We start from the raw sequence: 23,256 nt of genomic DNA on the forward strand, positions 1-23,256 counted from the left end.
TCCGTAATGGTCCGAATGACCCGCCTGCACCAAGCGCGGGTCTGCATTAAGATGCGCGCAGCGTCGCCCGGACGTCATATGCGCGGGTCATAGTCGAGAAGTCATAGTCGAATGTGTTACGAAGCCGGTCCGACGAGGCCGGCGCGCAAAATAAGAAAAAGGGTGGGACGCCGGTCACAGACCGCTTGCGTCTCCACCCTTTTTTGCTGTTCAGCCGGAGTTTGAATGAGCGTCACCACGTCGGGATTGCAGTCGAAGTCGAGCCGTAGCAGTGTGCGTCAGGCCATCGAAGTCATTAGTTCGATGCGCTTCGCTATTTCGCTGCTCGTCATTCTTGCAATCGCAAGCATCATTGGTACGGTTCTTACGCAAGAAGATCCGTACCCGAATTACGTCAATCAGTTCGGTCCGTTCTGGGCCGACATCTTCCGAGGCCTAAGCCTCTACAACGTGTATAGCGCGTGGTGGTTCTTGCTGATCCTGGCGTTCCTGGTGATCTCGGTGTCGCTCTGCGTGATCCGCAATGGTCCGAAGATGATCGCGGACATGAAGAGCTGGAAGGATCGGGTGCGCGAAGGCAGTCTGCGCGCGTTCCATCACAAGGGCGAATTCCCGCTGGTGCCTGAGTCGCGCGCCGAGACCGCCGCCAAGCTGCAACGTCTCGCGGGCAAGATGGGCTACAAGTTCGTCACGCGCGAAACGGAGAGCGGCGCGACCCTGATCGCGGCCAAACGTGGCGCGCTGACAAAGCTCGGCTATATCTCGGCGCATCTGGCGTTCGTGATCATCTGTATTGGCGGCTTGCTGGACAGCAATTTGCCGATCAAGCTGCAAATGCTGCTCTTCAACAAGACGCCGATTGCATCGAACGAAGTCATTAACGACATCGCTCCGAATCACCGGCTGCCGACATCGAATCCAACGTTCCGCGGTTACGCCTGGGTGCCGGAAGGGCAGCATGTCGCCACCGCCATCCTGAATCAGCAGGACGGCTCGCTGATCCAGGATCTGCCGTTTTCTATCCAGCTCAATAAATTCATCGTCGACTATTACTCGACGGGTATGCCGAAGCTGTTTGCGAGCGATATCGTCGTGATCGATCATGCGACTGGCAAGCGTATTCCGGCACGCGTGGAGGTGAACGAGCCGTTTACCTACGATGGTATTTCGATCTATCAATCGAGCTTCCAGGACGGCGGTTCGAAGCTTTCCATGACCGCCTGGCCCATGTCCGGCGGCAGCGCGAAGACCACGCCGTTCGACGGCGCCATTGGCGGCACGGTGCCGATGAACCCGCAGATCATCGGCGGTACCGGCGAAACCGTTGAGTTCACCGATTTCCGCGCGATCAACGTGGAAAACGTCACCGACGGCAGCGGTTCAATCGATACCCGCGGTGTCGGCCAGACGCAGACGCTCAAGCAGGCCTTCGATGAACGGTTGGGTTCCGGCGCGAAGACGTCGAAGCCGACGGATCTGCGTAACGTCGGGCCATCGGTGCAATACAAGGTGCGGGGCACGGACGGCCAGGCGCGCGAGTTCAACAACTACATGCTGCCCGTCGACGTACAAGGTCAGCCAATGTTCCTCGCCGGCATGCGCCTCAGCCCGAACGATCCGTTCCGCTATTTGCGTATTCCCGCCGACGAGCAAAGCTCGATCAAGCAGTGGATGAATCTGCGCGCCGCGCTGGAAACACCCGCCATGCGCGACGAAGCGGCGCGTCGTTTCGCGAAGCGCTCAGTGCCGGAAGCGAATGCGGATCTGCAGAAACATCTGGAAGAAAGCGCGTCGCGGGTGCTGAACCTGTTCGCCGGCGCTGATGAAACCGGTGTAGCAGCCAATCCGGGGCAACCAGGTGCGACGCTGGGTGGTTTCCAGGCTATCGCGGGTTTTATCGATAAATCCGTGCCCAAAGGTGAGCAGGAAAAGGCGGCGGGTTTATTGCTGCGCATGCTGGAAGGCGCGACGTGGGATCTGTGGCAGATTTCGCGTGCTCAGAACGGCCAGCCTGAGGCTCAGCCGGACGCGAAAAACACGCAATTCGTGCAATCGTCGATCAATGCTCTTTCGGACAGCTTTCTATACGGATCGCCGGTTTTTCTGCAACTCGATTCGTTCAAGCAGATCCAGGCTTCCGTGTTCCAGTTGACGCGCGCGCCGGGTAAAAAAGTGGTGTATCTTGGCAGCCTTCTGCTCGTATTCGGCATTTTCTCGATGTTTTACGTGCGTGAACGTCGTCTCTGGTTCTGGCTCAAAGACACGTCAACGGGCGGCACGAGCGTGTTGATGGCAATGTCCACCGCACGACGTACGATCGATTTCGAAAAGGAATTCGCGCGAACGCGCGACGCGATCGGCGCCATGCTCGGCGTCAAGTCACAGCCGGAAACGTCATCACCGGAAACGCCCGTGGACCCCAGGTCCACCGGCTCGCAAGATTCAACTCGGTAAGAACATGGACCTCACTCAAGCCTCCTCGCCTTCGACCCTGACGCAGCAGCGCGCGGGAAAAGTGCCCGTTGACCCGAACCTTTTCGACGAACGGCCGTTTCTCAAGCGTCTCGGTGTGACCGACTGGCTGTTCGCCCTGGCGATGGTCGCCGGCGCGGGTTTCGCGCTGTATCGGTATCACCCGTTCATGAACTACTACGACAAACTGGTGCTCTGCTGCGCCGTGCCAGTGTTCGTGGTGCTCGGATGGCGCTGGAAGCCCATACGGCTGCTGATTGCGTGCATCGCGGTGATGTCGTTGTTCTCGTTGCAGCTTTATCACGCGGACCTCGCCCGCGCCGACACCAATTTCTTCCTCAAATACTTCTTGTCCAGCCAGTCGGCCATTTTGTGGATGAGTGCGCTGCTTGTGTTGGCCACCGTGTTCTACTGGATCGGCTTGCTCTCGCGCTCGCCCACGGGCGGCGCGATCGGCTCGAAGATGACCTGGGCCGCGGTGCTGATGGGTTTCACCGGCCTGATGGTGCGCTGGTACGAGTCTTACCTGATCGGCGCGGACGTGGGTCATATCCCCATTTCGAACCTGTATGAAGTATTCGTGCTGTTCTGCCTGATTACGTCGCTGTTTTATTTGTACTACGAGCAGCACTACAACACGCGCGCAATGGGCGCTTTCGTGCTGCTGGTGATCAGCGCGGCTGTCGGCTTCCTGATGTGGTATTCCATCGCTCGCGATGCCCAGCAGATCCAGCCGCTCGTGCCCGCACTGCAAAGCTGGTGGATGAAGATCCACGTGCCGGCGAATTTCATCGGATACGGCAGCTTTGCGCTCGCCGCCATGGTCGGCGTGGCCTACCTGGTCAAGGAACGCGGCATTCTGGCAGATCGCCTGCCGTCGCTCGAAGTGCTCGACGACGTCATGTACAAGTCGATCGCGGTCGGTTTCGCGTTCTTCACCATCGCGACCATTCTGGGTGCGCTGTGGGCCGCCGAAGCATGGGGCGGGTACTGGAGCTGGGACCCGAAGGAAACGTGGGCATTGATCGTCTGGCTGAATTACGCCGCGTGGCTGCATATGCGCCTGATCAAGGGCCTGCGGGGATCCGTGGCGGCATGGTGGGCGCTGACCGGTTTGCTGGTCACCACGTTCGCGTTCCTGGGCGTGAACATGTTCCTCTCCGGCCTGCATAGTTACGGCAAGCTGTAACATCTGCCGCTAAACACCGGCTAAAAAACCGCCATGCAAAATTTGCTGGCGGTTTTTTTATTGCCTGGGCGGAATAGCTGAAACCGATTCGGTGTTTGCCACGAATATAGCTATGGCAGAGCGGTGACGTTGACGCGGACCGCCACACGAATTTCAGGAGTATCGAAATGGTTATGAAACATACACGCCAGCTTTTCGGCGACGACATCGCCCGAAGCGAAATCACGCCGCGCGCGTTTTTCGAGAACCGCCGTCGCGTGTTGCGGGCTGCGGGGGCGCTGGCGGCGACGGGGCTTATCGGTGTGAACGGCGAAGCGTTTGCCACGATGACATCGCCCGATGCAAAGGGTCAGAGGCTCGCCGCAAGCACGAACGCGAGGTTTGTCGCGCTGGACAAGGTGACGCCGTTCAAGGACATCACGAGCTACAACAACTTCTACGAGTTCGGCACGGACAAGGGCGATCCGGTGCAAAACGCGCATACGCTGCGGCCGCGGCCGTGGAAGATTTCGGTAGAAGGCGAGATCAAGAACGCGAAGGTGTATGACATCGATGAAATCGTGAAACTCGCGCCGCTCGAAGAACGGATTTATCGGATGCGATGCGTGGAAGGGTGGTCGATGGTGATTCCGTGGATCGGCATTCCGCTGGCCGAAATCATCAAGCGCGCACAGCCGACGGGCAACGCGAAGTACGTGCAATTCATCACGCTCGCCGATCCCTCGCAGATGCCGGGACTGTCCGACCCCATTCTCGACTGGCCGTATTCCGAAGGTTTGCGCATGGACGAGGCGATGAATCCGCTGGCGCTGCTGACCGTTGGTTTGTACGGTGAAGTGCTGCCGAATCAGAACGGCGCGCCGGTGCGTATCGTGTTGCCATGGAAATATGGCTTCAAGAGCGCGAAATCGATCGTGAAGATCCGGTTTGTCGAGCAACAGCCGAAAACGAGCTGGAGTGAATATGCGCCGAAAGAGTACGGTTTTTACTCGAACGTGAATCCGAACGTCGATCACCCGCGCTGGAGCCAGGCGACGGAACGGCGGATTGGCGAGGACGGTTTCTTCACGCCCAAGCGTAAGACGCTGATGTTCAATGGATACGGCGATCAGGTTGCATCGTTGTATCGTGGCATGGATCTCAAGGCCAATTTTTAAGGTTCAGGGGGCAAGGATGGCAGTGGCTTCCGATGTCAAAACAAAGCCGGCAACAAAGCCGATAACGCGCGTTGCCGCAGGCGGCACGAACTGGATCGTGCCGGCGAAAGTGGCGGTATTTCTCGGCGGTTTGTATCCGCTCGCGCGCATCGTTCTGTTGGGCTTCACGGGCGGATTAGGCGCAAATCCGATCGAATTCATTACCCGCTCGACCGGGTTGTGGACGCTCGTTTTCCTGTGTATCACGCTTGCCGTCACGCCAATTCGCAGGCTGACTGGCCTGAACGCGCTGCTGCGTTTTCGGCGGATGCTCGGACTATTTGCGTTCTTCTATGTCGTGCTGCACTTCACCACGTACGTCTGGTTCGACAAATGGTTCGATGTCTTCGCGATCCTCAAGGACATCGTGAAGCGGCCGTTCATCCTGGTTGGGTTCTCGGCGTTCGTGCTGCTGATCCCGCTAGCCGTGACGTCGCCGAAAGCGATGGTCAGGAAGCTCGGCCGCCGGTGGCAAACGCTGCATAAGCTGATCTATCCAATCGCCGTGCTCGCGATCCTGCACTTCTGGTGGATGAAAGCGGGCAAGCACGATCTCATCTTGCCGAAGATCTATGGCGCGATCGTAGTGGTGTTGTTGGCGTGGCGGGTGATTGTCTGGCTGCGCTCGCGAATGATGCCGGCATGATAGGAACGCACATGAAAAAAGGGCGACGCTTGAATGGCGTCGCCCTTTTTTTATGCGGATCCGACGAACCGAACTCAGTCCGGGAAAATCGATTCGCCCGCGAACAACTGCGTCACTTCTTCGCGTTCACGCACTCGCCGCGCACGTTCGCGATCGACCATGACTTCGGCGGCGCGCGGGCGCGTATTGTAGTTCGAGCTCATCACGAAACCGTACGCGCCCGCTGAGAAGATTGCGATCAGATCGCCTTGTTCGATGGCGAGTTCGCGATCCTTGCCGAGCCAGTCGCCACTTTCGCAGACAGGACCGACCACGTCGTAGAGTTGCGCTTTCGTCGCGCGCTTTTCCACGGCTTCCATGCGATGAAATGCCTGATACATCGCGGGACGCGCGAGGTCGTTCATGCCGGCGTCGACGATGGCAAAATTTTTCTCCTCGCCCGGTTTCAGGTATTCCACGCGTGTGAGCAACACGCCCGCATTGCCGACCAGCGAGCGGCCCGGCTCGAAATACACTTCGCGATGACCGTGTCCGCGTTCATCGATATGCGCGAGCACCGCACGCACGAATTCGCCGATAGCCGGCGGCGTTTCGTCGTCGTACGTAATGCCGAGTCCACCGCCGACATCGACGTGATGAATGTTCGTGCCGTCCGCCTCGATCTGCTCGACGAGGTCCAGCAATTTGTCGACGGCGTCGAGATACGGGCTCACTTCGGTGATCTGCGAACCAATATGGCAGTCGATCCCGATCACGTCGAGATTCGACATGGCAGCCGCTTGCGCGTAGGTCGCGCGAGCATCGGCGAAAGCCACGCCGAACTTGTTCGACTTCAGGCCCGTGGAAATATACGGATGCGTCTTGGCATCGACGTCGGGATTCACGCGCAGCGACACCGGCGCTTGTTTGCCCGCAGCCTTGGCCACTTCGTTCAGTACGTGCAGTTCCGGAATGGACTCGACGTTGAAGCACTTCACACCGGCATCGAGTGCTTCACGCATTTCCGCTGCTGTCTTGCCGACGCCAGAAAACACGGTGTTTTCGGCCTTGCCGCCCGCGGCCAGCACGCGCGCCAGTTCACCCGACGACACGATGTCGAAGCCCGCGCCAAGTCGCGCGAATACGTTCAGCACAGCGAGGTTGCTGTTGGCTTTCACGGCCACGTGGACAGTGGCGCGGTGGCCAATGCAGGCATCGGCGTAAGCTTTATACGCGTCGGTCAACGCGGTGCGCGAATACACGTAAAGCGGCGTGCCGAACTGGTCGGCCAGCGACGCGGCCGAAACGCCTTCGACCTGCAGCACGCCATCGGCGCGCGAGAATACGGATTGAGTCATGAGTTTTCTGGTTCTGCTGACGCGCTTGGCCGGTTGGCCTCAAGCGCGATAGGGCAACGATTATTCGCCGGAAGACGCGGCTTTGGGTGCCGATGCCGACGAGGGTGACTTCATGGTGTCGTCAGGGGAAAGCGAAAGCGCCGTGCCTGATGTGTCGGGAACGTCACCGGTTGTATCGAAAGACGAGGCGGACGACGCCGCTGCCGGCGCGTTTGCATTACTTGCCGGCAACGGCGGCATGCTGGCGGGACGAGCCGGGAGTGGCGGTGCGACGGGCATATAGAGCGGTCCGCGCTGACCACAGGCGGCGAGCAGCGTGCCGGCGGAAATGGCCAAAACCGCTACAATCGCGCTCATCCGGAAGACGACTTGCATTGCTGTCCCTGACTAATTAATCGATGGAGTTTAGCATGACCGACAACGAATACCTGACCCTCGCCGAGGCTGCACTGGCGGCCATCGAGCGGGACGTGGACGGCCTCGAAGCCGATGTCGAATTCGAGCGTAGCGGTAATGTTTTAACGCTCGAATTCGAGAACCGCACGAAGCTGATCGTGAACTTGCAGCCACCGATGCACGAGCTCTGGCTCGCGGCAAAATCGGGCGGTTTTCACTACCGGTATGTGGACGGCGCATGGCGCAACACGCGCGACGGCAGCGAGTTTTTTGAAGCGCTCAGCCAGTGCGCCAGCGAACAAGCCGGCGAACCGATCCGTTTTTCAGCTTGATCTGCGGTTTGATCTGCAGCTTGATTTGGCGCTCAGGCCCCGGACTAGCCGGGGCTTGAGTTCAATTGAGTTCAATGACGCTGCTTACTGTCCTTTAAACAGATTCATGATGTCCTGCTTTTCCTGCTCGCCAACCTGCGGCGCGGGCGCGGAGGGTGTCCCGCCACTGACATCTTCCGGCACGGCCTGACTCACGCCAATAGTTGCCACGAATCCGTGACCCGGCGTCATATCGTCGAAATAGAGTTCGCCGCCTAGCGAGACCACATCGGGCGGCATGGTCGACTTGAATTCCGGCACGTCGCGCAACGCCCGGCTCATGTAGTCCATCCACACGGGCAGCGCGAGTCCGCCGCCCGTTTCCTTATCGCCGAGACTGCGCGGCGCGTCATACCCAATCCACGCAATGGCTACCAAGGAATGCTGGTAGCCGGCGAACCACGCGTCGTGCGAGTCGTTCGTCGTGCCGGTCTTGCCGGCAATATCAGTCCGCTTCAATTGATTCGTTCTCGCGCCCGTACCGCGTTGCGCCACGCTTTGAAGCAGGCTGTTCATCACGTAGGCATTGCGCGGCGTAATGGCGAGCGGAGCGGTGTCGCCAGCGACCAGCGGCTGCGGATGCGAGACCACGGCGCCACGCGGGTCGGTGATATCGGCGATCAGGTAGGGATTCACGCGATATCCGCCGTTCGCGAACACTGAGTACCCCGTGGCCATTTGCAGCGGCGTGACCTGGCCCGCACCGAGCGCCATTGGCAGATACGCGGGCTGACGCGAGGCGTCGAAACCGAACTTCGTCACATAGCCCTGCGCATACTTCGGACCGATATTGTTCAGGATCCGGATAGACACCAGGTTCTTCGATTTCATCAACGCCGTGCGCATGGCCATCGGGCCGTCGAAACCGCCGCCGTAGTTCTTTGGCTCCCACGCCTGGCCGCCGGTTTCAGCTGCGCTGAAGTACAAAGGCGCGTCATTGATGATGGTCGCCGGCGACAAACCCTTTTCCAGCGACGCCGAATAGATGAACGGCTTGAAGCTCGAGCCCGGCTGGCGCCACGCCTGGGTGACGTGGTTGAACTTGTTCTTGTTGAAATCGAAGCCCCCCACCAGCGCGCGGATCGCGCCGTCCTGCGGCACGATGGAAACGAACGCGCCTTCCACTTGCGGCAGTTGCGTGATGATCCAGTTGTCGTCGTCGTTTTTCATCAGGCGCACGATCGCGCCCGGCCGGATGCGCTGGTTCGGCTGCGCCCGCGTGCTGAGCGCGCTCGCGACAAAACGCAGATCGTTGCCTTGAACGACCGCGACGTTGCCATCGATAAAACTCGCCTTCACCTGCTTGGGGCTCGCCTCGGTGACAACCGCCGCGACGATCTCGCCGTTGTCGGGATGATCGACCAGGGCGTCGTCGATAGCCTGCTCACGATCGTCGGGGTCCGTAGGCAGATCGATATACGCTTCCGGCCCGCGATACCCATGCCGGTGTTCATAGTCCATCAAACCTTTGCGCACGGCGCGATACGCCGCGTCCTGATCGGCGGAATCGATGGTCGTCACCACGTTCAGGCCCAGCGTATAAGCCTCTTCGCGATACTGCGTGTACATCATCTGGCGCACCATTTCCGCCACGTATTCGGCGTGCACGCTGAACTCGCGCCCGGCGCCCTTGACCACGAGCGGTTGTTTCGCCGCGTCTTCATATTGTTGCTGCGTGATGTAATGCAGTTCGAGCATCCGTTCCAGGATGTATTGCTGGCGCACCTTCGCGCGTTTCGGGTTGACGACCGGGTTGTACGCCGAGGGCGCTTTCGGCAAGCCGGCGAGCATGGCGGCTTCGGCAAGCGTGATGTCCTTCAGGTCCTTACCGAAATAAACCCGCGCTGCGCTCGCGAATCCGTAGGCACGCTGTCCCAGATAAATCTGGTTCATATAGACCTCGAGAATCTGGTCTTTCGTCAACGCGCGCTCGATCTTGTAGGCGAGCAGCATCTCGTAGATCTTGCGGGTGTAGGTCTTTTCGCTCGACAAGAAGAAATTTCGCGCGACTTGCATGGTGATCGTGCTGGCGCCCTGGGACGCATGGCCGTTCGTCAATGCCACCGTGCCGGCGCGAAGAATACCGGTCAGGTCGACACCGCCGTGATCGTAGAAACGCGCGTCTTCAATGGCGAGCACCGCTTTCTTGAGGTAATCCGGCACGTCCTGGATACGCACGACGCTGCGCCGTTCCTCGCCGAATTCGCCAATCAGAACGTGGTCTGCCGTGTAGACCCGCAGCGGTACTTTCGGGCGGTAGTCGGTGAGCGCTTCGAGCGACGGCAGATTGGGCTGAGCCACCACCAGCGCGTAACCGAGCACGAGCCCCGCGCTGATAATCAGCCCGACAATACAAATTAACAATCCGAGCAGAAGCCTGACCCAAAGCGGGCGAACACGCTTCGTGGAATCGGGATGACGGGACGGAGGGGACGACGGAGACTGAGATTGCATGGCACCACCAAAAAACGGTCCCGCGATTATAGCTGCCCGACTTTGCGGCTTTCGTCTGGCTTACTTGGGGTGTTGCGCGCTGGGTGCGGTGACCCCTCTTTCCTCACGATATGCGTTGACGGACTGAGACTGCTAACGTTTGCATCGCCTCTTTTGAAACGTTTCCACGCTTGTTTCATGCCCGCCCTCATCTGCGTTTTTTAAGCCCTTCCACCCTTTGCTTCACCCTTTACGTTAGCCACTTGGACGAATGGTGGCAACCACCGCCGCTGCCCACAATCGTTTCATTGCCAGCGCCCGAACAGTTCGGTGCGCAGCGTGGAAAGAGAGGATGAGCATGGGTACGCAAACACTATTGCGCGGATCGGTCTTGACCGTTACGCGCCGGTTCGCGGCGGGTATCGACATTACCGAAGGGGCCGTGAGGCTGGCCGTTGTCAGCAAGCGGTTGCAGGCGAACCGGCCGGTCTGTGTCGAGCGGCTAGAGGAGGTTCTGCTTGAACCGGGCGTGGTAATCGGCGGGGATTTTATTGACCGGATGGCTGTCTCGGCGGCGTTGCGAGAAGTGTTTTCACGGCTGCCCGCGCGAGGCGCCCTTCGCTCACTGCGGTGTGCAATGGCGTTGCCGGCGTCGGCGACACTGACCACGCGGGTACCGTTGGCGCGGCTTACGTAGGCAAGCCAGGTTTCTATTTCAGCGGCGGCGGGGCGTGATCCACGCGGCTTGCTCGAACCCGCTGTGCTGGCAGAAGCCGAGCGCGTGGCGGGGATCGAGCGTAGCGCTCTGGCAGTCGACTGGTCTATCCAGGCGCTCGAGAACGGCGACGCTGAGGTATCGATTGCGGCCACCGGGCGGCAATACGTGGAGTCGCGTGTGGAGACGGCGGCGGCCGCGAACATTGTGTTGAGTGCGATCGATGGCGAACCGGGCGCAGCGTTGCGCGCTCTCCGGTATTCGGCGGCTCTGGAGATTGATCCGCTGGAACGTTTCGTCGCTTGCTGGGTGGAAAGTGCGGGGCTGCATGCGTGGCTTGTCGGTGAGGAGGGCGTGGAGAACGAGGTGCGTTATCCGTCGCCGGAATATTCAAGCGCGACTGAAGCGCTGACCGATCTGGTTGGCAATGATCTACCGGTGCACTGGATTTATATCGGCGGGGATATCGAGCTGCTTAATCGCGCAGGCGTTTCCACGCCAATGCTGGCCGCGTTGTTCGGCTGCCCGGTCATGCCGTTTGAGTGCGCGCCGTTTTGCAACGGCGCGCAACGGGTGGACGAGCGTCTCGCACATTCGCCGCTGTTCGCGGTGGCGATGGGGCTTGCACTGCGCGAGGTGATGCCATGAGCGCAATGAGTTTGCATGCCTTCAATCTGCTGCCGTACCGGTCGGGTGCACGGCGTCGAGCCCGTAACCGGGCGTTGGCGCTGCTCGCGGGCGCGGGGCTGGCCGGATGTGCGGCGGTCGGCGTCGTGGCGGGTTGGGACGCGTTGGAGCGGGTGCATATAGAAGAGACACGAGAATTACTCGATCGGGCGCTGAAGCAGTTGAGTGCGCCGATCGCGGAGCATGCGCGGCTGGTCGAGCGTGAAGCGCTGGGGCGCAGGGCACAGAGCGCTGCCGTGCCGCTAGCTGAGCCGCGCGCCCGGTTTCTCGGCTTGCTCGACGCGCTCGCGCGGGGAACATCGCAGGGGAATATTGGCTTGCAGCGGGTGACGCAGCGCGTGAGCGAGGTGGAGCTTGCCGCCAGCGCGCCCGATTCACATACGGCCGCCGCGTGGCTGAAAGCGCTTGAAAAAGTGACGGGCGTACGGGCCGTGGAGATCGTGGAAATGCGCCAGCGGGTCGTTGCTGTGCGGCCTTCAGCCGTCGCGGTCGCCGCGCAACCCGATGCGGTCAATTCGCAGGGCAAGGCGAGCCCTTACGATTTCATCGCGGTCGTGCGTTGGACGCAGAGCGCCGGCGGGGACGCAACGCCGAAGCTGCTAAAGGCCGTTAGACGAGAGGCATCGTCGAAGCCGAAAGCTGCCAGCCGGAGCACGCGATGAACCGTCTCACTCAATCCTCCCGCGGGTTTCAATTGCTACAGCCTCTGGATAGCTGGAGTGGGTATCGGATCGCGTTCACGGGCGCCCTGATCGCCGTGCTGGTATTTGCCGCAGGCGTGTCGTTGTGGCGCTCCTCCGATCTCAGCGGCACGGAAGCGAGCCGCTTGGCGTCGCACGAAGCGCAACAACGTCTGGACCGCGCACGAGGAATGACTACGCAGTTGCCCGCGATGCGCGTGCGTTCAGGCGATGGCGCGCCGCTCGTCCGTTGGACCGTTGCCGACGCACTTCACGAACTGACCGCGCTCGCCGCTCAAAGCGGCTTGCGGATCGGCATGATCGAACCGTCGGCGCAGAAGGGCGACGGGATCGAGGTCGAGCGGCCGCTGAAATTTCGCGCCGAGGGTTCGTTCGGCGAAATTCGGCGGTTTCTCGACGCGCTGGAAGGGCTGCCGAGACTCGTCGTTCCGGCAGACGTGCAAATGAAACGAGTGGCGAATGCGCTTTCCCTGGAAGCGACGCTGCGAGTATTCGAGGATCTCCCGGCGGTCGCACGGCCGGAGCCCTCGCGCCGGGACGCGTTTGCTATCGATCCGTTTGGTGTGAAGAACGGCGCAGGCGTGGGCGATGGAGGCGCGATGCTGCTTGTCGGAACTTTGCGTGCTCGGCGTCGTGAGATGGCATTGGTCGAGACAACTGCGGGAGTCGATGGATTTCTGCCGGGCCAGATGATTGGCGACGAGCGGCTTGGCAATGTCCGTTCGCGTTCGATTGAGCTAAGTCGCCCTGATGGGGCCATGCGGACGATTGGCTTCGCGGATGACCGGCCATGAAGATGCTGCGAATTTTGCGGGTTTTTCGGTTGTTAGGCCGTTCGGTGAGCGTGAAGCTTCGGGTTGCTCGCGGGGCGCCGGTCCTCGGCTCGTTCTCGTTGCGGTGGCGAATTCGCGCGTGTGGTATCGCAACCGCGTTGCTGCTGAGGGCTGTTACCGCCCACGCAGCAATTCCCCCTTTGCCGCCACTGCCCGAGCCGTTTCCCGACACGCTCCCCACGGACCAGTTCGCGGTTGACGTTCCTGCGGCCGTCGTCGCGCCACCGTCCGATGACGACACAGCCTGGCTGACGCCGGTCACAACGTCCGCTCCATCCGCTCCATCGGCCACACCTGACGCCACGCCTCCGCTAGAAGGCCCGCCGACTCCACTACCGCCCATCGAGCGCATGAGCCGTGGTCCAGCGGACTCTGCCGTCACGTCGCGGGACGACGGCAAGCCAATCTCGCTGAACCTGAAAAACGCCGACTTGAGCGCCGTGCTGCAAACGTTCGCGAAGTTTTCAGGCGTCAACATTGTTACGAGCGAGAAGATCCGCGGGCTGGTCTCGCTGAATCTTGTCGACGTGCCGTGGCGGCGCGCGTTCGACACGCTGCTCGATGTCCACGGTCTGGCGATGGAACGCCACGGCGAGGTCATCTGGGTGGCGCCGCTTAGCGAACTGGCCGCGCGCGAGCGACTTCGCTACGAAGCGCACGCCCGTGCAGCCGATCTCGAGCCGCTCGCCAGCCGCACGTTCGTTTTGCGCTATCCGCGCGCCGACGACGTTCGCAAGCTCCTCACGGGCTCGGGCAGCCAGCGGGTGTTATCGAAGCGCGGTTCTGTCATGGCCGATGCCCGCACGAACCTGCTGTTCGTCACTGACCTGGACGCCCGCGTCGCGCAGATCGCCGAGCTGATCGCGCGGATCGACCAGCCGACGCCGCAGGTGATGATCGAGGCGCGCATTGTGGAGGGCGACACCGGTTTTTCGCGCAATCTCGGCGTGAAACTGTCTATGACGCCCACCGGTGACGCCACCGCGAGGGGCGTTGTGGGCGGCGCGGACGGTGCAGTGTTCGATTTATCGGCGCGGCCGATTGGCGGGTTTGACGCCGCGACCGCCGGCCTGACGCTATTCGCCGCGCAGGCTACGCGCTTGCTGAACGTCGAGTTGAGCGCGCTCGAAAACGAAGGCCGCGGCGAGATCGTGTCGAGTCCCCGCGTGATCACGGCGGATCGCGTGAGGGCAGTGGTCGAGCAAGGCACGGAATTGCCGTATCAGGCGAAAGTTGGCAATGGCGTATCGGGCGTCCAGTTTCGCCGGGCCGCGCTGAAACTGGAGGTCGAACCCCAGATTACGCCGCATGGCCACGTCATCCTTGATCTCGATGTATCGAAGGACAGCGTCGGCGAGCAGACGGCCGCCGGCCCGGCGATCAACACCAAGCACGTCCAGACGCGCGTGGAAGTGGAGGATGGCGGCACGGTGGCAATCGGCGGGATATATTCCACCGACGAGCGCGAAGATGTCACGAGGGTCCCGCTGCTCGGTAAAATCCCGGTATTGGGCTGGCTTTTTCGTCACACCGCGCGCCGCAATTCACGCAGCGAACTGGTCATTTTCATTACCCCGCATATCGTTCCGGCGCGTCTGTGAGGGCCGCCGGCAAGCCTTTCCGACTCGACAAAGCGGCCCTTTTGCCCTTAAGCTCCCGCACGAACGGGACCAGAATCGGGACCGGAATCAATGCACAAGGAAGCGAGTTGGAAGCCGGGCAAGCGAACGCAAACGTATTTTTTGTCGGACTCATGGGGGCTGGAAAGACCACCGTGGGGCGGGCGGTCGCGCGCCGGTTACAGCGTTCTTTCATCGATTCCGACCACGAAATCGAGGCGCGTACGGGCGCGCGCATCCCGGTAATCTGGGAGGTCGAAGGTGAGGAAGGCTTCCGGCAGCGCGAAGCGGATGTGATCGACGATTTGTCGCGGCGCGAGAATATTGTGCTGGCAACCGGCGGCGGAGCGATTCTCAGGCCGGAAAATCGCGAACATCTGAAGAGTCGCGGGCTGGTGATCTACCTGCGCGCTACGCCGCACGAATTGTGGCAGCGCACGCGGCGCGATAAAAACCGGCCGCTGCTGCAGACCGACGACCCGCGCGGCAAGCTGGAAGCGCTCTACAAGACCCGCGATCCGCTGTATCAGGAGTGCGCGCATTTCATCGTGGAAACCGGCCGGCCGACCGTGAATAACCTCGTCAACATGGTGTTGATGCAACTGGAGATGGCCGGCATCGCCAAGCCGGCTACGTCATAATGTCCGCCATGATTACCGTCAACGTCGAACTGGGCGATCGCGCCTACCCCATCCATATCGGTGCCGGGCTGATTGGCCGGACCGAGCTGTACGCGCCGCATATTGCGGGCTCGTCGGTCGCCATTGTCACTAACACGACTGTCGATCCGCTCTACGGCAATGCACTTCGCGCTGCCCTCGCGCCGCTCGGCAAGAAAGTCACGACCATCGTTCTGCCCGATGGCGAGGCGCACAAGAACCTCGAGACGCTCAACCAGATTTTCAGCGCGTTGCTGACCGAACGCGCCGACCGCAAGACCACGCTGATTGCGTTGGGCGGCGGGGTTATCGGCGACATGACGGGTTTTGCTGCCGCCAGTTACATGCGCGGCGTGCCCTTTATCCAGGTGCCGACCACGCTGCTGGCGCAGGTCGATTCGTCGGTGGGCGGGAAGACCGGCATCAATCATCCGCTCGGCAAGAACATGATCGGCGCGTTTTATCAGCCGCAAGCGGTCCTCGCTGACATAGGCGCGCTGCAGACGCTGCCGGCGCGCGAACTTGCCGCGGGTATCGCGGAAGTGATCAAGACGGGCGCGATTGCAGACAGCGAGTTCTTCGACTGGATCGAGGCGAACATCCCGGCTTTGAACGATTGCGACGCCACCGCGCTGACGCACGCGGTGAAGCGCTCGTGCGAGGTGAAGGCATCGGTGGTTGCGGCCGACGAACGCGAAGGGGGCTTGCGCGCCATTCTCAATTTCGGTCACACCTTCGGTCATGCGATTGAGGCTGGCCTGGGTTACGGGGAATGGCTGCATGGCGAGGCGGTCGGTTGCGGCATGGTGATGGCAGCGGATCTGTCGGTGCGGCTCGGCCGGCTTGATGAAACGTCACGTGAGCGCCTCACGCGGTTGATCGCCGCAGCGAAGCTGCCGGTCAAGGCGCCGGCGCTCGGCGAGGATCGGTATATCGACTTGATGAAGGTCGACAAGAAAGCCGAAGCAGGTGAGATCAAATTCATCCTGCTCGAGCGTTTCGGCAATACAAAGATCACGGGTGCACCCGACGAGGCGGTGCGCGCAACGCTCGCGGCCAGCGTCTGAGCGGCTGCGTTCAGCGGTGGGTTGTTGCGACGAATCTCAGTCGCGAGACGTCCGGGTTTAACAGCGCGCTGACCTCTGTGGTGCCGGCTTAACTTCGGCAGCCGTCGTTGCCACGGCGGCGAAGAACATCATGGTTCATGGCAACAGGTGAGCCGCAGGGCATTCCAGATTTGAAGCCATTCGCGCTGGCTTGCTTGATCCTGTTTCAGGGGCGGCCGTCACCGCGAAGAAGGTGATGATGATTCGGAATAACCGCCAAGCCGCGATAGATGAAAGATCGGGATATCGCGTCGGCTCTTTTAGCGGCATCCAAGCTAAGCCCTTGCCGCGGAAAATACGACCAAGCCACGACCCAAGCAAAAACAACAAAGCAACGATGATTCGGAGCAGCCGGTGAGCGACAAGACAGACCAGTTTTCCAGCATGACGCCGACGTCCTTCGCGCTTGAGGCGCATCTCGCGCCTTATGCCGCGCATTCGGCCGAGTCGCGTGGCCGCCGCTTCGAAGAAAAACCGCCCGTTGCGCGCACCGAATTCCAGCGCGACCGTGATCGCATTGTTCACTCCACGGCGTTTCGCCGCCTCGAATACAAGACGCAGGTTTTCGTGAATCACGAGGGTGACCTGTTTCGCACGCGCCTGACGCACAGCCTGGAAGTCGCGCAGATCGCCCGTTCCGTGGCGCGTAACCTGCGCGTGAACGAAGACCTGGTCGAAGCCATTTCACTGGCGCACGACCTTGGCCATACGCCGTTCGGCCATGCCGGACAGGATGCGCTGAACGAGTGTATGCGCGATCACGGCGGCTTTGAGCACAACCTGCAGAGCCTTGTGGTGGTCGATGAGCTGGAAGAACACTACGGCGCGTTCGACGGCCTTAATCTCTGCTTCGAAACCCGCGAGGGCATTCTTAAACACTGCTCGCATGAAAACGCGCTGAAGCTCGGCGCATTGGGCGAGCGCTTTCTGAATCGCAAGCAGCCGTCGATAGAAGCCCAGATCGCGAACGTCGCCGACGAAATTGCCTATAACAATCATGACGTCGACGATGGCCTGCGCTCCGGCCTGATCACGCTCGATCAACTCGCCGATGTCACGCTGTGGCAGACGCATTACGAAACAGCGCGCGGCGAATATCCGGACATTGAAGGGCGCCGCCTGATACACGAGACCATTCGCCGGATCATCAATACGTTGATCGTGGATCTGATCGAGTCGACCAGCGAGAACCTGGCGCGATTGAATCCGCAATCGGTCGATGACGTGCGCGATGCCCCGGCGCTGGTCACGCACAGCGAGACCGTTGCGGCCCAGGCGACCGAACTCAAGCGCTTCCTTTACAAGAACCTGTACCGCCATTACCAGGTCATGCGGATGGCTAACAAAGCGGGGCGCGTGGTGAGCGGACTGTTCAAGGCGTTCAACGACGACCCGCGCCTGCTGCCGCCGGCCTACCAGGCACGCGGACCGATCGCGGAAGAGTCTGCCAACGACCCCCGCGGCAGCGAGTCTGCTTCCGGCAGCCCGCAGGCACGGCTGATCTCGCATTACATCGCGGGCATGACTGATCGGTATGCATTAAAAGAATATGGACGTCTGTTCGTCATAGACGACAATTAGAATGCCGCGTCCAGACGCGTTCCGCGTTTGTCCAATCAAAAAAACTCCACCGGGGTTCAAGGAGAGGTTACTCATGAGTAGTCGCAAGTTGTTGGTCAGCGCCTTTTCCATTGCCGCTGTATTCGCCTTTGGCGCCAGTCAGGCACAGGCCGCCACTGAAATCCAGTTCTGGCACGCGATGGAATCCGCGCTCGGCGAGCGCGTGAACGACATCGCAAACGATTTCAACGCATCGCAAAGCGACTACAAGATCGTGCCGGTCTTCAAGGGCAGCTACGACCAGACGCTGGCGGCGGGTATTGCGGCGTATCGCAGCGGCAACGCGCCGGCCATCCTGCAAGTGTATGAAGTCGGTACGGCCACGATGATCCAGGCCAAGAAGGCCGTCATTCCCGTTTCCGATGTCTTCAAGCAAGCGGGCGTTCCGCTTGACGTCAAGGCGTTCGTGCCGACCATCGCGAGTTATTACAGCGACTCGAAGACCGGTCAGCTGATCTCGATGCCGTTCAACAGTTCCACGCCTGTCCTCTATTACAACAAGGACGCGTTCAAGAAAGCCGGTATCGATCCGACCCAGCCGCCGAAGACGTGGGACGAACTCGAAGCCGATGCGAAAAAGCTGAAGGCAGCCGGCATGTGCGGCTATTCGTCGGGCTGGCAGAGCTGGATTCAGTTGGAGAACTACAGCGCGTGGCACGGCCTGCCGTTTGCATCGGAGAATAATGGCTTCGACGGCACCAACGCCGTGCTCGAATTCAACAAGCCGCTGCAGATCGCGCACATCCAGCGCCTGCAAAACATGGCGAAGGACGGCACGTTCACGTATGTCGGCCGGAAGGACGAAGCGGTATCGAAGTTTTATAGCGGCGATTGCGGCATCGTGACCAACTCGTCGGGGTCGCTTGCCAACATCAAGAAGTACGCGAAGTTCAATTTCGGCACGGGCATGATGCCGTACGACCAGACCGTGAAGGGCGCACCGCAGAACGCGATTATCGGCGGCGCGAGTCTTTGGGTTCTGGCTGGCAAGGATCCGGCAACGTACAAGGGTGTCGCCAAGTTCCTGGCTTACCTGACCTCGCCGGCCGTCGCGGCTAAGTGGCATCAGGACACGGGCTATCTGCCGGTCACGACCGCCGCTTACGAGCTGACGCAAAAGCAGGGTTTCTATGAAAAGAATCCTGGCGCCGATACCGCCATCAAACAGATGCTGAACAAGCCGCCCCTGCCGTTCACGAAGGGCTTGCGCCTGGGCAACATGCCGCAGATCCGCACGATTGTTGACGAAGAACTCGAGCAGGTCTGGGCACAGAAGAAATCGCCGAAGGATGCGCTTGATTCGGCGGCATCGCGCGGTGACGACCTGCTGCGCCGCTTCGAAAAGGCTGGAAACTAAACTCGCCATGGAAAAACGATCGCGGTTCAATACGAGCCTGCTGCCCTATCTGCTGGTCGCGCCGCAACTCGCCATCACCGCGCTCTTTTTCCTGTGGCCGGCCGGCGAGGCGCTGTGGCAGGCCACGCAGACCCAGGACGCGTTCGGTACATCGAGCGAGTTCGTCGGACTGGCGAATTTCAAGCAGATCTTCACCGATCCGCTTTACCTCTCGTCATTTAACACGACCATTATTTTTTGCACGCTGGTCACCGTGTCGGGCCTGGTGATCTCGCTGTTGCTGGCCGCGTGCGCTGATCGGGTGACAAGAGGCCGGAAGCTGTATCAGACGCTGTTGATCTGGCCGTACGCGGTTGCACCGGCTATTGCTGCCGTGCTGTGGTCGTTCCTGTTCAATCCGAGCATCGGTCTCGTGACCTATGCGCTCGCGAAATACGGCATTGTCTGGAACCACGCGCTGAACGGTTCCCAGGCCATGTTCCTGGTCGTGCTGGCTTCGGTGTGGAAGCAGGTCAGCTATAACTTCCTGTTCTTCTATGCCGGGCTGCAGGCTATCCCGCGGTCGTTGATCGAGGCGGCGGCCATTGACGGCGCCGGGCCGGTGCGGCGGTTCTTCGGGATTGCGCTGCCGTTGCTCTCGCCAACCAGTTTCTTCCTGCTGACCGTGAACGTGGTCTACGCCTTCTTCGATACCTTCCCGGTCATCGATGCAGCCACCGGCGGCGGTCCCGCGCAGTCCACAAAGACGCTCATCTACAAGATTTTCACCGAGGGCTTCCAAGGTCTCGATATCGGCAGTTCCGGCGCTCAGTCGGTCGTGCTGATGGTGATCGTGGTGGCGCTGACGGTCGTGCAATTCCGCTTTATTGAACGTCGGGTGCAGTACTCATGATCGAGAACCGTCGCGGTTTTGACCTGTTTTGCCATGCGGTGCTGATCGTGGGCGTGGTGCTGGTCGTGTTTCCGGTGTACATCGCTTTTTGCGCCGCCACCATGAGCGAGGCGGAAGTATTCAGCGTGCCGCTTTCGCTGGTTCCGAGCACGCACTTGTTCGAGAACGTAGCGAATATATGGACGCACGGCAGCGGCAACGCGGCGGCGCCGTTCGGCCACATGTTGCTGAACAGCCTGGTCATGGCGCTGGTGATTTCGATCGGCAAGATCGCTATCTCCATGTTGTCGGCTTACGCCATTGTGTTCTTCCGCTTCCCGTTTAAAAACCTGGCCTTCTGGCTAATCTTCATCACGCTGATGCTGCCGGTGGAAGTGCGGATTTTTCCGACGGTTCAAGTCGTTTCGTCGATGCACCTCAGCAACACGTACGCGGGCTTGACGTTGCCGCTGATTGCATCGGCGACGGCGACGTTCCTGTTCCGCCAGTTCTTCATGACGCTGCCTGATGAGTTGATGGAGGCGGCGCGCATCGACGGCGCCGGCGCATTGCGGTTCCTGTGGGACGTGGTGCTGCCGCTGTCGAAGACGAACATTGCCGCGCTGTTCGTGATCACGTTCATCTACGGCTGGAACCAGTATTTGTGGCCGATCCTGATCACGAGCGATCAATCGCTGCAAACGGCGGTGGTCGGCATCAAGAGCATGATCGCCTCAGGAGACACCGCCACCGAATGGCATCTGGTCATGACTGCAACGCTGCTGGCCATGTTGCCGCCGCTCGCGGTTGTATTGACGATGCAGCGCTGGTTCGTGCGTGGTCTCGTCGATTCCGAAAAATAACGGAGGCTCATTCAATGATCCTTGAAGTTGCTCAATTGCCGGTGAAGGCGGGCGAAGAGGCCGCGTTCGAAGCGGCGTTCGCTGAAGCCGAGAAAATCATCTCGGCGCAACCGGGCTTTCTCTCGCACGAACTGGTGCGTGGCGCTGACGCGGACAATGGCTCGCACTACGTGCTGCTCGTACGCTGGGAAACGGTCGCGGCGCATCAGGAAGGCTTCCGCAACTCCGCCGGCTACCAGACGTGGCGCGAATTGCTGCATAAATTCTATGAACCGGGTGTCGCGGTCGCGCATTTTGCGACGGTCGCGGGCGCCCTTAAATGAAGGCGGGTCGATGGCTGCACTGAGCCTTCAAGGCGTCAAGAAAACCTACGACAGCAAGCAGTTTGTCCTGCATGGCATCGACGTGGAAGTGACGGACGGCGAATTCGTCGTGATGGTCGGCCCGTCGGGCTGCGGGAAATCGACCTTGCTGCGGATGGTTGCGGGGCTGGAAAGCGTGTCGGAAGGGACGATTTCCATTGGCGAGAAAGTGGTGAACAAGCTGGAGCCGAAGGATCGGGATATCGCGATGGTATTCCAGAACTACGCGCTGTATCCGCACATGAGCGTCGCGCAGAACATGGCGTACGCGTTGAAGATCGGCGGTGTCAGCAAATCGGAAATCGACCGGCGCGTGCAGAACGCCGCGAAGATCCTGGAACTTGAACCGTTGCTCGCGCGCAAGCCGCGCGAGTTGTCCGGCGGCCAGCGGCAACGGGTGGCAATGGGCCGCGCGATCGTGCGCGAACCGGCCGTGTTCCTGTTCGACGAACCGCTGTCCAACCTCGATGCCAAGCTGCGCGTGCAAATGCGGCTGGAGATCCAGCGGCTGCACGCGCGCCTTGCGACCACGAGCCTGTATGTCACGCACGACCAGATCGAGGCGATGACACTCGCGCAGCGCGTGATCGTGATGAATCGCGGCCGGGCTGAGCAGATCGGGCCGCCGACCGAAGTCTACGAGCGGCCGGCGACGGTGTTCGTCGCGAGCTTTATCGGCTCACCGGCCATGAACTTGCTGGAAGGCCGTGTTTCGGACGACGGCCTGGGCTTCGATGTCGCGGGGAACGGGCCACGCCTGCCGCTCACGGGCATGCAGTCGCTGCAACAGGATTTGAAGGGTCGTGAGTGGGTGTTGGGCATTCGGCCGGAACACATGCTGCCGGAGCAGCAGAGCGCACATGTCTCGTTGACGGTGGATTCCTGCGAACTCCTCGGTGCGGACAATCTGGCACATGGCCGTTGGGGCAAACACGACGTCGCCGTACGTTTGCCGCATGAGCATCGTCCGGCGCGCGGCGAGGCGCTGGAAGTGGCGCTGCCGGCTCACCGCCTTCACATCTTCGATCCGGCAACGGGCTTACGCGTCAATTAAAGGGTACGAGAGGGTACAAGAACATGAAAACCTGGCCTTATCCGCGCATCGTGGCGCATCGTGGCGGCGGGAAAGTCGCGCCGGAAAACACGCTCGACGGAATTGATACCGGCGCGCGTCTCGGTCTGAAAATGATCGAATTCGATGCGAAGTTATCAGCGGATAACGTTGTGTTTTTGCTACACGACGACCTCGTCGACCGCACCTCGAACGGGCGTGGCCTGGCAAAAAACCTTCGCTACGAAGAACTCGAGCAACTCGATGCCGGGAGCTGGTTCGATCCGAGTTTTGCCGGTGCGCGCATGCCGACGCTCGTTCAGGTCGCGGAACGGTGTTTTGCGCACGGATTAGCGGCGAATATCGAAATCAAGCCGTGCGAAGGGCGGGATGTCGAGACAGGCGTTTTAGTGGCGCAGGAAGCCGCTCGGCTATGGTCGGGCGCAGAAACGGCGCCGCTGTTGTCGTCGTTTTCGTACGCGGCGCTTGAGGCCGCTGCCGGCGCGGCGCCGGATTTGCCGCGCGGTATGCTCTACGAAGCCATTCCCGGCGACTGGCGGGCTCAAACCACGGCGTTGGCCTGTGTATCGCTGCATGCGGATCACAAGACGCTGGACGAGCGCTTGGTCGCGCAGATCAAGGATGCCGGCTTGCGGATCCTGGCCTACACCGTCAACGACCCGGAGCGGGCGCGCGAACTCGCGAAATGGGGCGTGGATGCAATCTGCACGGACCGGATCGATGTGATCGGCGCGGATTTTCTGAACTGAGC

Annotated in this window: 22 protein-coding genes; 19 read left to right on the forward strand and 3 right to left on the reverse strand. The window is 60.7% G+C overall.

Annotated features, from left to right (window positions below; genetic code table 11):
• Positions 1-225: 225 nt before the first annotated feature.
• The 4 genes from GSQ93_RS03105 to msrQ all read left to right on the forward strand — a co-directional run bounded on the left by GSQ93_RS03105 (position 226) and on the right by msrQ (position 5,503).
• Entirely contained in the window at positions 226-2,454 is a 2,229-nt protein-coding gene (locus GSQ93_RS03105; protein ID WP_158934189.1) for a cytochrome c biogenesis protein ResB, read from the forward strand.
• Between the two features lie 4 nt (positions 2,455-2,458).
• Positions 2,459-3,661 carry a c-type cytochrome biogenesis protein CcsB gene (gene ccsB / locus GSQ93_RS03110; RefSeq protein ID WP_158934190.1) on the forward strand — a complete coding sequence of 401 codons (1,203 nt, stop codon included), beginning with the start codon at positions 2,459-2,461 and terminating at the stop codon, positions 3,659-3,661.
• Between the two features lie 167 nt (positions 3,662-3,828).
• Entirely contained in the window at positions 3,829-4,818 is a 990-nt protein-coding gene (msrP, locus tag GSQ93_RS03115) for a protein-methionine-sulfoxide reductase catalytic subunit MsrP (RefSeq protein ID WP_158934191.1), read from the forward strand.
• Between the two features lie 16 nt (positions 4,819-4,834).
• Positions 4,835-5,503 (forward strand): protein-methionine-sulfoxide reductase heme-binding subunit MsrQ, encoded by a 669-nt coding sequence (gene msrQ, locus GSQ93_RS03120; protein ID WP_158934192.1) that lies wholly within the window; start codon positions 4,835-4,837, stop codon positions 5,501-5,503.
• A 74-nt stretch (positions 5,504-5,577) separates the two neighbouring features.
• Here the strand turns inward: msrQ and lysA are convergent, their stop codons facing one another.
• Together lysA and GSQ93_RS03130 are read right to left on the reverse strand one after the other, a co-directional pair.
• Entirely contained in the window at positions 5,578-6,840 is a 1,263-nt protein-coding gene (gene lysA, locus GSQ93_RS03125) for a diaminopimelate decarboxylase (RefSeq protein WP_158934193.1), read from the reverse strand.
• Between the two features lie 60 nt (positions 6,841-6,900).
• Positions 6,901-7,215, reverse strand: coding sequence for a lipoprotein (locus tag GSQ93_RS03130; RefSeq protein ID WP_158934194.1), 315 nt, complete (start codon positions 7,213-7,215; stop codon positions 6,901-6,903).
• Positions 7,216-7,250: 35 nt separating this feature from the next.
• On the opposite strand from GSQ93_RS03130, the gene cyaY reads away from it, so the two are divergent.
• Complete coding sequence (gene cyaY / locus GSQ93_RS03135) at positions 7,251-7,568, forward strand: iron donor protein CyaY (protein WP_158934195.1); 318 nt, start codon at positions 7,251-7,253, stop codon at positions 7,566-7,568.
• A gap of 84 nt (positions 7,569-7,652) precedes the next feature.
• On the opposite strand, the gene GSQ93_RS03140 is transcribed toward cyaY, so the two are convergent.
• Complete coding sequence (locus GSQ93_RS03140; protein ID WP_158934196.1) at positions 7,653-10,061, reverse strand: penicillin-binding protein 1A; 2,409 nt, start codon at positions 10,059-10,061, stop codon at positions 7,653-7,655.
• A gap of 337 nt (positions 10,062-10,398) precedes the next feature.
• Here GSQ93_RS03140 and GSQ93_RS37960 point away from each other — a divergent pair, with 337 nt between their 5' ends.
• The 14 genes from GSQ93_RS37960 to ugpQ all read left to right on the forward strand — a co-directional run bounded on the left by GSQ93_RS37960 (position 10,399) and on the right by ugpQ (position 23,254).
• The gene (locus GSQ93_RS37960; RefSeq protein ID WP_254073731.1) at positions 10,399-10,737 is read left to right on the forward strand and encodes a pilus assembly protein PilM; all 339 of its coding nucleotides are present in this window, start codon (positions 10,399-10,401) and stop codon (positions 10,735-10,737) included.
• A gap of 48 nt (positions 10,738-10,785) precedes the next feature.
• A complete protein-coding gene (locus GSQ93_RS37965; RefSeq protein ID WP_254073732.1) occupies positions 10,786-11,403 on the forward strand; it encodes a hypothetical protein in 618 nt (205 codons plus the stop codon).
• Complete coding sequence (locus tag GSQ93_RS03150) at positions 11,400-12,104, forward strand: fimbrial assembly family protein (protein WP_158934197.1); 705 nt, start codon at positions 11,400-11,402, stop codon at positions 12,102-12,104. The genes GSQ93_RS37965 and GSQ93_RS03150 overlap by 4 nt, the downstream gene beginning before the upstream one ends.
• Positions 12,101-12,937: a type 4a pilus biogenesis protein PilO gene (pilO, locus tag GSQ93_RS03155; protein WP_158934198.1), complete on the forward strand. Its 837-nt coding sequence runs from the start codon at positions 12,101-12,103 to the stop codon at positions 12,935-12,937. Before GSQ93_RS03150 ends, pilO begins: the two co-directional genes overlap by 4 nt.
• Positions 12,934-14,577, forward strand: a complete 1,644-nt coding sequence (locus GSQ93_RS03160; protein WP_158934199.1) for a type IV pilus secretin PilQ — start codon at positions 12,934-12,936, stop codon at positions 14,575-14,577. Before pilO ends, GSQ93_RS03160 begins: the two co-directional genes overlap by 4 nt.
• Positions 14,578-14,684: 107 nt before the next feature.
• The gene (aroK, locus tag GSQ93_RS03165) at positions 14,685-15,236 is read left to right on the forward strand and encodes a shikimate kinase AroK (protein ID WP_158934200.1); all 552 of its coding nucleotides are present in this window, start codon (positions 14,685-14,687) and stop codon (positions 15,234-15,236) included.
• Positions 15,236-16,321, forward strand: a complete 1,086-nt coding sequence (aroB, locus tag GSQ93_RS03170; protein ID WP_158934201.1) for a 3-dehydroquinate synthase — start codon at positions 15,236-15,238, stop codon at positions 16,319-16,321. Before aroK ends, aroB begins: the two co-directional genes overlap by 1 nt.
• 423 nt (positions 16,322-16,744) lie before the next feature.
• A complete protein-coding gene (locus GSQ93_RS03175) occupies positions 16,745-17,941 on the forward strand; it encodes a deoxyguanosinetriphosphate triphosphohydrolase (RefSeq protein ID WP_158934598.1) in 1,197 nt (398 codons plus the stop codon).
• Positions 17,942-18,014: 73 nt separating this feature from the next.
• Positions 18,015-19,337, forward strand: a complete 1,323-nt coding sequence (gene ugpB / locus GSQ93_RS03180) for a sn-glycerol-3-phosphate ABC transporter substrate-binding protein UgpB (RefSeq protein ID WP_158934202.1) — start codon at positions 18,015-18,017, stop codon at positions 19,335-19,337.
• Between the two features lie 7 nt (positions 19,338-19,344).
• On the forward strand, positions 19,345-20,229 hold the full coding sequence (gene ugpA, locus GSQ93_RS03185; RefSeq protein ID WP_158934203.1) for a sn-glycerol-3-phosphate ABC transporter permease UgpA: 885 nt from the start codon (positions 19,345-19,347) through the stop codon (positions 20,227-20,229).
• Entirely contained in the window at positions 20,226-21,071 is an 846-nt protein-coding gene (gene ugpE, locus GSQ93_RS03190) for a sn-glycerol-3-phosphate ABC transporter permease UgpE (protein ID WP_158934204.1), read from the forward strand. The genes ugpA and ugpE overlap by 4 nt, the downstream gene beginning before the upstream one ends.
• A 14-nt stretch (positions 21,072-21,085) precedes the next feature.
• Positions 21,086-21,394, forward strand: coding sequence for an antibiotic biosynthesis monooxygenase (locus GSQ93_RS03195; RefSeq protein WP_158934205.1), 309 nt, complete (start codon positions 21,086-21,088; stop codon positions 21,392-21,394).
• 10 nt (positions 21,395-21,404) lie between these two features.
• Positions 21,405-22,487, forward strand: coding sequence for a sn-glycerol-3-phosphate import ATP-binding protein UgpC (locus GSQ93_RS03200; RefSeq protein ID WP_158934206.1), 1,083 nt, complete (start codon positions 21,405-21,407; stop codon positions 22,485-22,487).
• A 23-nt stretch (positions 22,488-22,510) separates the two neighbouring features.
• Entirely contained in the window at positions 22,511-23,254 is a 744-nt protein-coding gene (gene ugpQ / locus GSQ93_RS03205; protein WP_158934207.1) for a glycerophosphodiester phosphodiesterase, read from the forward strand.
• Positions 23,255-23,256: the final 2 nt, after the last annotated feature.

Source organism: Burkholderia sp. S171 (assembly GCF_009766085.1).
GTDB lineage: Bacteria > Pseudomonadota > Gammaproteobacteria > Burkholderiales > Burkholderiaceae > Caballeronia.